This is a genomic window from Rhodoplanes roseus (genome assembly GCF_003258865.1).
Taxonomy (GTDB): domain Bacteria; phylum Pseudomonadota; class Alphaproteobacteria; order Rhizobiales; family Xanthobacteraceae; genus Rhodoplanes; species Rhodoplanes roseus.
In genome coordinates this window covers 1-736 of record NZ_NPEX01000624.1, presented here as the reverse complement: position 1 = coordinate 736, position 736 = coordinate 1, and the positions used below count along the sequence as shown (strand labels likewise).

Here is a 736-nt window from a genome sequence, read left to right as displayed (position 1 = left end):
GTCCTCCACGCTCGGCGGCAGAAGACAGGACTGCGCCCGGCTCGCGCCGGTCTTGAACGGGCGATTCGTCATGCCACCAATCCTACATCAGCTGCAGCCGCCGATTCTTGCCCAGTCTCTCCGCTCCATGCGGGCTACGGCTATGGCCGCCCGGGTCGGTCGGGCCGCCTTGCGGTCGGGTCGTGTCATGCGTAAGTAAACGCCACCCTCGATCCAGAAGGTCGCCATGGTCGTCGTCCTCGACACCGTCAACGGGCCGCAGCGCCCGCGACATCCCGAAAAGGCCAATCGTCCGGACCAGCCGGTGATGCGCAAGCCGGATTGGATTCGGGTGAAGGCGCCGGTGTCGAAAGGATACGGCGAGACGCACGGCATCGTGCGGGCGCACGGGCTGCACACGGTCTGCGAGGAGGCGGGCTGCCCGAACATCGGCGAGTGCTGGGAGAAGAAGCACGCGACGCTGATGATCATGGGCGAGACCTGCACGCGGGCCTGCGCCTTCTGCAACGTCAAGACGGGCCTTCCGGGCCCGCTCGACCCGGACGAGCCGGCCCGCGCCGCCGAGGCGACCGCGACGCTCGGCCTCGCCCATGTGGTCGTCACCTCGGTCGATCGCGACGACCTTCCAGACGGCGGGGCGGCGCATTTCGCCGCCGTGATCCGGGCGATCCGCGCGCGCGCCCCGAACAGCACCATCGAGGTGCTGACGCCGGACTTCCTGCGCAAGCCCGGCGCC

General features: G+C 69.4%; 1 protein-coding gene. It reads left to right on the top strand.

What is annotated here, in order from left to right; translation table 11 throughout:
* Positions 1 to 226 precede the first annotated feature (226 nt).
* The coding region (locus tag CH341_RS31645; protein ID WP_146604720.1) for a lipoyl synthase at positions 227 to 736 on the top strand (510 nt) is incomplete at its 3' end.